Origin of the sequence: Frankia canadensis, assembly GCF_900197875.1 — a bacterium.
In the GTDB taxonomy this organism is placed as follows: Bacteria; Actinomycetota; Actinomycetes; order Frankiales; family Frankiaceae; genus Frankia; species Frankia canadensis.
In genome coordinates this window covers 1-8,150 of the sequence record NZ_FZMO01000174.1, presented here as the reverse complement: position 1 = coordinate 8,150, position 8,150 = coordinate 1, and the positions used below count along the sequence as shown (strand labels likewise).

Here is an 8,150-nt window from a genome sequence, read left to right as displayed (position 1 = left end):
CGCCCGCACCCCTGCGCTTCACCCTGCCGACCCAGCACGCCCACCCGGCCCACCACGGCCTGCCGGGCCGGCACGGCCACCCGACCCAGTACGGCCCGCCGGGCCAACGTCCGAGAACAGCGGCCGGCGCCGGGCCGTCGCCGTCCACCGCCGCGGCGAACGCGCCGGCATCCGGGACCCTGGTGCAGGCCGTCGGCGTGACGGTCGCCGGGCGGCTGGCACCGACCGACCTCACCGTCGGCGCCGGCGAGCGGGTGCTCGTCGACGGGGCCAACGGCGCGGGCAAGACCACCCTGCTGCGGCTGCTGGCCGGGGAGCTGCGCCCCGACGAGGGCCAGCTCACCCGGCGGGGCACGATCGGCTATCTCCCCCAGCAGGTCGCCCACGCCCGCCCGGACGACACGTTGCTCGCCGCGTTCGCCCGTGGCCGGGCCGGCGGTCCGGCCGAGCACGCCCAGGCGCTGCTCGCCTTTGGCCTGTTCACGCCCGACCAGCTCGCGGTGCCGGTCGCGCGGGCGTCCGCCGGCCAGCGCCAGCGGCTCGCCCTCGCCCAGGTGCTGCGCGATCCCGTCGACGTCCTGCTCCTCGACGAGCCCACCAACCATCTGTCCCTCGCCCTCGTCGACGAACTGGAGTCCGCGCTCGACGCCTACCCCGGCGCGATCGTCCTCGTCAGCCACGACCGCTGGATCCGGCGCCGATGGCACGGAGCCCGCCTGTCGCTGAGCACGCCCACGACGACAAGCACGCCCACGACGACAAGCACGCCCACGACGACGAGCATGCCTGCGACGACGAGCATGCCTGCGACGATGGGGCCGCCCGCGACGACGCCTTCGGACGCCTCGGCCTACCGGAGCTGATCTCCAGCATCCACCCGGTGGCCGCCGGCGGGTAGGCACCGCGACCCGCGCTGCACGCTACGTTTCCCGGTCAGTCGATCGTGCTCGGGACGACGGCACCGGCGTGCTCGAGGCGGGCGATCTCGTCGGCGGTGTGGCCGAGCTCGGCGAGCAGGGCGTGGTTGTTCTCGCCGCGCACGCAGGGCACGCCAAGCCGGCTCGGCGTCTCGGAGAAGGTGACGCACGGTGCCGCCCTGACCAGGTCACCGAACAGCGGATGCGCGTAGACGGTGGTCAGGCCGGCGTCGCGCAGCCTGGCGTCGAAGCTGGTCACGATGGCATGCCCGCGCAGGTCCGCCTCCACGCAGCCGACGCCGGCCGCCACCAGGGCGCGCTCCCACTCGGCGGCCGGGCGCTCGGCGAAACGCTCGGCGAGCAGGGCGGCGAGCACGTCGTCGTGCTCGGCGCGGGCGGTCGCGGTGGCGAAGCGCGCGTCGTCGTCCGGCGCGGGCAGGCCGAGCTCGGCGAACAGCGCGCGCAGTTCCGGTTCGGACCGCACGACCAGGCAGACGTAGGAGCCGGCGGCGGCCGGGTAGCAGCGGCCCAGCGCGCAGGTACCCCACGCCTCCTCGTCGACGATCGGGGCGGGAGGCTTGTCGGCGTAGGTACAGAAGTCGTCGCTGTAGGCGAAGGCGTTCGCGGCGATCATCGAGGTGTTCAGGCGCTGGCCGATGCCGGTGCGCCGCTGGTGGTAGATACCCAGCGCGAGGGCGGCGAGCAGGGAGAGGGCGGCGTTGGAGTCGCCGTCGACGACCTGCCCGAGGCGCGGGATGACGATGGCCTGCAGCTCGATGACGGACATGTCGAGGCTGCGGGACGGCTCGGTCCAGTGCCCGACCTGCCGGCCGAAGCTGCCGCCGACGGCCTGCGCGGCCTGCGCGTACAGCGCCCGATGGGCGTAGGGGCCCTCGGTGCCGTAGCCGGCGGCGTGGACGTAGAGCAGCCGGGGGTTCAGCGCGCGCAGCTCCTTCTCGCCGAGGCCGAGACGCTCGGCGACGCCGCTGCGGAAGCCGGTGACGAACACGTCGGCGGTCGCGATGAGGCGGTGCGCGACGCGACGGCCCTCCTCGCTGCGCAGGTTCACCGACAGACTTTCCTTGCCCGCCGTGGTCTTCGCCGTGGCGACCTCGGGGCCGAAGGACATCCGGTGCGGGTCACCTGCGCCGTCCTCGATCTTGATGACGCGGGCGCCGAGCTCGGCCAGCATCACCGTCGCGTAGGGCATGGCGTAGAAGTAGCCGAACTCGACGATGGTCGTACCCGCGAACGGCGGCGCCTGTGGGTTGGCATCAGGCCCACCCGCGCCACCGTCCCCGTCACCACCGTACCCGTCACCACCAGCCGCGACGCCCCCACCAGCCGCGGCGGTGACGCCAGCCGGGACCGCCCCGCCGGCCGGCATGGGAGAGGTGGCCGGGGCTGCCGGCTCGGCCTCGGCGTTGTCGTCGGGGGCCCAGGCGGCGGGTTCGCCGAGGGCGGGGGCGGACCGGCGCGGGTCCATCGGCGTCGCGGAGAAGTGCCCGATCGGGCCGACCTCGCGCACCGGACCGAGCCACGGGTCGTCGATGGTGATGACGTCGCCGTTGTGCACGATCTGCGGATGGTCCAGGCCCTGCTCCGGCGTGCGTGACACCTCGAAGGCGATGTCGGGGCTCGCGAGCAGACGGGGCATCCAGTGCTCGAGGTCGCGGGACCGGAAGGCCGCCAGCAGCAGGTCCTCCCACTCCTGGGCGATCTCGGCGGTGGCGAAGGTCGGCATGCCCGCGAACCGGGCGTCGGCCTCGACGATGTCGAGGATCCCCGCGGCCTCGCACAGCGCCCGCGCCTGGTGGCCCAGCATCGTCGAGGTCTGGATGAAGCGGCTGTCCTTCGTGGCGACCAGCACGCCGTAGCGACTCGCCGAGATCGCCGACCGGGCATCCCCCGACGGCTTCTCGCCCCGCTTGGCCGTCAGCTGCACGACCGTGGCGACGAAGTAGTCGAGCGGGTCCAGGCCGGCGAACAGCGTCGCGTCGACGCGCTGTCCCCGCCCGGTCCGCTCGCGCACGAGCAGCGCGCCGAGCACGCCGGCCACCGACTGCATCGCCGCACCGAAACTGGGCCAGGCGACCGGGTACATCTGCGGTCCGTCGCGGAACCCGAACGCTCCGCGCGACCACAGGCCGAGCTTGGCGGCGACCAGCTCGTCGCGTCCCTTCACCCGCGCGTAGGGGCCGGTGCGTCCGAAGGCGGTGATCGAGCAGTGCACGAGACGGGCGTTGAGCGCGCGCAGGTCCCCTGCGCCGACCCCCCAGCCGTCCGCGCGCCCCGGCGCCAGAGCCTCGATGACGACGTCGGCGCTCGCCGCGAGCCGGCGTAACCGCTCGCGGCCGTCGCGTTCACGCAGGTCGGCGACGACGCTGTCCTTGCCCCGGTTCCACACGAGGAACCCGCTGGGATTGCGGCCGCGCAGCGTGTCGCCGGCGGGTGGCTCGACCTTCACGAGGCGCGCCCCGGCGTCCGCGAGCACCATTCCCGCGATCGAGGCGGCGACGCTCCCCGATCCCACCTCGACGACGGTCAGTCCCGCGCAGATCCCGGACATGGGGTCACATCCCTCCGTCGTCCGTCCCGCCGGGAGCTGCGCGTCGCGCACAGGCACGAAGGTGGCGCCCGCGTGGCCCGGCCGGGCGGGCGGCGGCACCCCGTCGTGCCGTCCCACCCTCGCGGACCGCCGCCACCTGCCCCTCTGGAGGAACGGCCGTCATCACCATCACAAGAATCGTGTTGATGTTTATACATCGTGAGCTACGCCACTTCCACTACCTGATGCCAGGCCACCTGGGGCGGGCCGACGCGGGGGTGTGGGCGGGCCGCCGGCGTGCCCGCGCCGTCAGCGTTCGATGCGGCGGAACTGGCTGGCGTGGAAGACGAGGGGGCTGATGTCGTGGTCCGCGTCCAGGTCGTGAACGCGCAGCACGACGATGTCGTGATCGCCCGCGCGGACCTGCTGGTCGACGCTCGTCTCCAGCCAGCCGCTGGCGCCGTCGAGCAGCACCGCGCCGTCGTCGGTGGCACGCCAGCTCAGCTCGGCGAAGCGGTCGACGGACCGGCCGGCGAGCTGGCGGCCGTGGCGCTCCTGCTCGGCGGACAGGATGCTCAACCCCAGCCGCGGCGCCCCCGCCAGCACCGGCCAGGTGCCGGAGGTGTGCGCGACACACACCGACACCAGCGGCGGATCCAGCGAGACGGACGTGAACGAGCTCACCACCAGCCCGACCGGGGCTCCGTCGACCACGGCGGCCACCGCGGCCACCCCGGATGGGAACGCCCCGAACACGTGCCGGAGCCGGCGGGGATCAAAGACCTGCGGCGGACTCACCATGCGCTGCACTCCACTGTGATCGACGAGACGAGCGGCGGACTCTCAGGCGGGTGTCAGACGGGGCTCTCAGACGGGGGGCTGTCAGAGGCGGGGCTGTCAGGCGGGCTCAGTGCGCTCCGGCGGCCACCGCGGCGTCGAAGCCGGGGGCGAGCGCCCCCGGGTGCTGCTCCTGCAGGGTGCCGCGGCGCCCGGTGGCCTCGCGGTGCGCGATCTCCTGGCGGACAAGCGGCAGGATGTACCGCCCGTAGTCGACCGCGTCGGCCAGGGTGTCGTAGCCGCGGATCGAGACCAGGCTCGCGCCCTGGTCGACGTAGTCGAGGATTGCGGCGGCCACCGTCTCCGGGCTGCCGACCAGCGCGGTCGAGGCGCCGAGCCCCCCGGTCGCGGCCGCCGTGCGGGTCCACAGGGCCCGGTCGTAGACCTCGCCCCTCGCGGCGAAGTCGAGGGCCCGCTGCGAGCCGACGTTCTGCGGACCGCCCGGGCCGACGAACCGGCGCGCGCCGCCGGCCTGATAGGTCCGCTCGATGCGGGTGACGTACTCGTACGCCTTGCGCCAGGCCAGCTCGTCCGTCCGGGCGATGATCGGCCGGAAGGTCACCCAGATGCGCGGCCGTTCGGCCCGGCCGGCGGCGTCCGCGAGCGCGTTCACCCGGTCGATCTCGCCGCGCAGGTCCGCCAGGGGCTCACCCCAGAAGCTGAAGATGTCCGCCTTGGCCCCGCCGACCTCGAAGGCCGCGTCGGACTGGCCGCCGATCGAGATCGGGATGGTCGCGCCGTAGGGCGCGAAGCCCGGACCGAACTCGTCGAAGCGGTAGAACTCGCCGTCATGGCTGAACGGCGCGGTCTCGGTCCAGGCCCGGCGCAGCAGGTCGATGAACTCCGCGGTGCGCGCGTAGCGGCGGTCCTTGGGCAGGTAGTCGCCCTGGCGGGCCTGCTCGACGTCGCTGCCGCCGGAGATGAGGTGCACCACCGCGCGTCCCTCGGTGAGCTGGTCGAGGGTGGCGAGCTGCTGCGCGGCCACGAGCGGGAAGGCGGTGTTCGGCCGCAGCGCGACGATGGGGCGCAGCCGCTCGGTGAGCTGCCCGACCGCGGAGGCGACGACGAACGAGTCCGCGCTGTTCGACCCGTACGGCAGCAGCGTGTAGTCGAAGCCGGCCTCCTCCAGCGACCGCACGTAGGTCCGGAAGTACGCCAGATCGATGCCTCGGGTGGACACCGGGTTGAGCTCGGTCGAGGGGTTCAGGTGGGACAGGCTGATGAACTCGACCGTCGGCGACGCGGTCGCGGGAATCGCGGCGGTCGCGGGGATGGCGGCGGTCGCGGGGATGGCGGCGGGATCGGACATGGCTGATCCTTTCGGTCCGGTGGACGCCCGGCGGCGGTAGGCGGGTGGCGGCACGACGGCGCCGGCCGAGGCGGCCGGGGGCGCGGGCGCGGGAGCGGGATGAGGCACGCACTGCGGGGCGCGCCCGGCGCGTGGGGGGCGGCCGGCTCGATCAGCGAGGACGACAGCAGGCGGAGGCGATGATCCCGTAGTCGAGGAACCGCCGGCGGGTGAGCGCCCATCGTGGGCGCCGACCCTCCGCCCGATTCCCAAGCATGTCCATCAGGATGAGCGGGATTCTCCCTCCCGTCCAACGCGAATCCACGATCACACCGATAAGAATCAACGATCAGTCAACGAGCCGGACTCCGTGATCATCTCTGGCGTCAGCGTCGACCAGAAAGCCGACGATCAGGCGGACTTCCCGTGGCGGGGAAGAGCGCGCAGAGGACAGCGGCACCGTGTCGCGAGCGCCGCGCGCCGCGTCCGGTTTGTCACCCTGTTCGCGACACGGGCCGCTGCGACAATGCCATCACGCTGCCACGACCAGCCGCGCGACAACGACCGCGAAGGTCACGACGCGGGACGCGACCCGGAAAGGGAGGACATGACCCATTTTCCGCAGGTGGAGGCGCTCAGCACGCCCCGGCTGCTGCTGCGCCGGTGGCGGCCCGAGGACGAGGCCGCCATCGCGGAGATGAACCGCGACCCGCAGGTCGCGCGCTACCTCAACCGCCCCGTCGATCCCGCCACCGTCGAGGCGTTCCTCGGCCGCATGGTCCAACACTGGCAGGAGCACGGTTACGGGCCCTGGATTCTGGAGTCCCACGAGCCCGACCATGCTGGAGAGGTCCTCGGCTTCGCCGGGTTGGCACACGTCCCACCGTTCCTGGCGGCGGCCGGCTCACGCCCGGAACTCGGCTGGCGGCTGTGCCGGGCGGCCTGGGGACGGGGCCTGGCCACCGAGGCCGCGCGGGCCGCCCGCGACGACGCGTTCGAGCGCCTCGGCCTGCCGGACCTCATCTCCGTGATCCACCCGGAGAACGCCCGCTCCCAGCGCGTCGCCGGCAAGCTCGGCCTGCGTCCCACCCGCCGGATCCACAACCCGCTGCTCGACCGCGAGGTCGACGTCTGGACTCAGTCCGCGACCGACCTGCGAGCCTGATTCCCGCGAGCGGGCGTACGCGGTGCGCGGGATGACGGCGCCGATCGCCGGCGCATTGGTGATCGCCGGACGACGTCCTCGGCGGTGCTCGCCGGGGTCAGCGTTCGAGGCGGCGGAACTGGCTGGCGTGGAAGACGAGCGGGCTCACGTCGTGGTCGGCGTCCAGGTCGTGGACACGCAGCACGACGATGTCATGGTCGCCGGCGCGGACCTGCTGGTCGACACTGGTCTCCAGCCAGCCGCTGGCACCGTCGAGCAGGATGGCGCCGTCCGCGGTCGCGCGCCAGCGCAGCTCGGCGAAACGGTCCGCGGCCCGGCCGGAGAGCTGGCGGCCGGCCCGCTCCTGCTCGGCGGACAGGATGCTCAGACCGAGCCGCGGCGCGCGGGCCAGCACCGGCCAGGTGCCGGAGGTGTGCGCGACGCACAGCGAGACCAGCGGCGGGTCCAGGGACACGGAGGTGAACGAACTCACCACCAGGCCGACGGGAGCGTCGTCGACGAGCGCGGCGACCGCGGCCACCCCGGAGGGGAAGACGCCGAAGACGTTGCGCAGCCGGCGGGGATCGAAGACCCGCGGCGGACTCACCATGCGCTGGACTCCACTGTGATCGACGGGACGAGCGGCGGGGCGGCGCGCAGCGCCTCCAGGAAGCCGACGACCTCGGCGGCCACCGAACGGTGCTGCAGATCGTTGAGGACGTCGCGATGCCCGCCGCGTACGACGGCGAGGCGCGCGACGGGCAGGGACTTGGCCAGCCGGCGAAGCGCGTCGCGGTCGGCGAGCGGATCGGTGTCGCCGGTGAGCAGCAGCGCCGGCACGGGGGCCGTGCTGCCGTAGGCGAGGTCGAGCAGCGTGTCGGGCAGCGCGTCGGCGAGCATGCCGGGCCGCGTCGCCGGATCGTCGGCGAGCGTCTCGCGGTGCACCGGGCAGTGGGTGCGGGCGTCGAGTTCCTGCGCCCAGTCGTCGGCCGCGAGCCGCGAGCCGTGGCCGGGCAGCCCGGCGAGGACGACGGCGTCGGGCCACCAGGCGGCGTCCGGCGGTGCCGTCGCCACCAGCGCGGCGAGCGCGGCGGCCCCGCTGTCCGCGCCGACCAGCACAAGCGGGCGCGCCGGGCCGTCGCCGATGCCGGTGACCGCGGCGGACAGCGCGTCCGCGAGCGGGCCGAGGATCCCCGCCGGGCCCGACCCCGGCGTACCCGACAGGGTCTGGGCCGGGAGGGCCGGCGGGGCGGGCAGAACGCGGATGCGGTAGGCGTCGGCGGCGAGGCGGGCGCCCAGCCGGCGGTAGGTCGCGGCGCTCTCGCCGCGCCCGGGTACGACGACGACGGTGCCGCGTTCGCGCAGGCCCTGCGGGGGTGGGAAGTCCAGCGGCGCGGAGGTGGAGATGGTGGACGC

The 8,150-nt window shown here is 74.0% G+C and carries 7 protein-coding genes; 2 read left to right on the top strand and 5 right to left on the bottom strand.

Features of this window, described 5'->3' with window-relative positions; genetic code table 11:
• The coding region (locus tag C1A33_RS15390; protein ID WP_207770323.1) for an ATP-binding cassette domain-containing protein at positions 1 to 863 on the top strand (863 nt) is incomplete at its 5' end.
• A 70-nt stretch (positions 864 to 933) separates the two neighbouring features.
• Here C1A33_RS15390 and C1A33_RS35755 read toward each other — a convergent pair.
• The 3 genes from C1A33_RS35755 to C1A33_RS15370 form a co-directional block, all read right to left on the bottom strand.
• Positions 934 to 3,486 (bottom strand): CaiB/BaiF CoA-transferase family protein, encoded by a 2,553-nt coding sequence (locus tag C1A33_RS35755; protein ID WP_207770322.1) that lies wholly within the window; start codon positions 3,484 to 3,486, stop codon positions 934 to 936.
• Between the two features lie 288 nt (positions 3,487 to 3,774).
• A complete protein-coding gene (locus tag C1A33_RS15375) occupies positions 3,775 to 4,266 on the bottom strand; it encodes a flavin reductase family protein (RefSeq protein WP_101832186.1) in 492 nt (163 codons plus the stop codon).
• 106 nt (positions 4,267 to 4,372) lie between these two features.
• Entirely contained in the window at positions 4,373 to 5,611 is a 1,239-nt protein-coding gene (locus tag C1A33_RS15370) for an LLM class flavin-dependent oxidoreductase (RefSeq protein WP_101832185.1), read from the bottom strand.
• A 586-nt stretch (positions 5,612 to 6,197) separates the two neighbouring features.
• On the opposite strand from C1A33_RS15370, the gene C1A33_RS15365 reads away from it, so the two are divergent.
• The gene (locus tag C1A33_RS15365) at positions 6,198 to 6,755 is read left to right on the top strand and encodes a GNAT family N-acetyltransferase (protein ID WP_165818406.1); all 558 of its coding nucleotides are present in this window, start codon (positions 6,198 to 6,200) and stop codon (positions 6,753 to 6,755) included.
• 97 nt (positions 6,756 to 6,852) lie between these two features.
• Here C1A33_RS15365 and C1A33_RS15360 read toward each other — a convergent pair whose 3' ends face one another.
• Entirely contained in the window at positions 6,853 to 7,344 is a 492-nt protein-coding gene (locus tag C1A33_RS15360; RefSeq protein WP_101832183.1) for a flavin reductase family protein, read from the bottom strand.
• Positions 7,338 to 8,150, bottom strand: an 813-nt coding sequence (locus C1A33_RS15355) for an alpha/beta hydrolase (RefSeq protein ID WP_341477227.1), incomplete at its 5' end; no start/stop codon positions are given. The genes C1A33_RS15360 and C1A33_RS15355, both read right to left, overlap by 7 nt.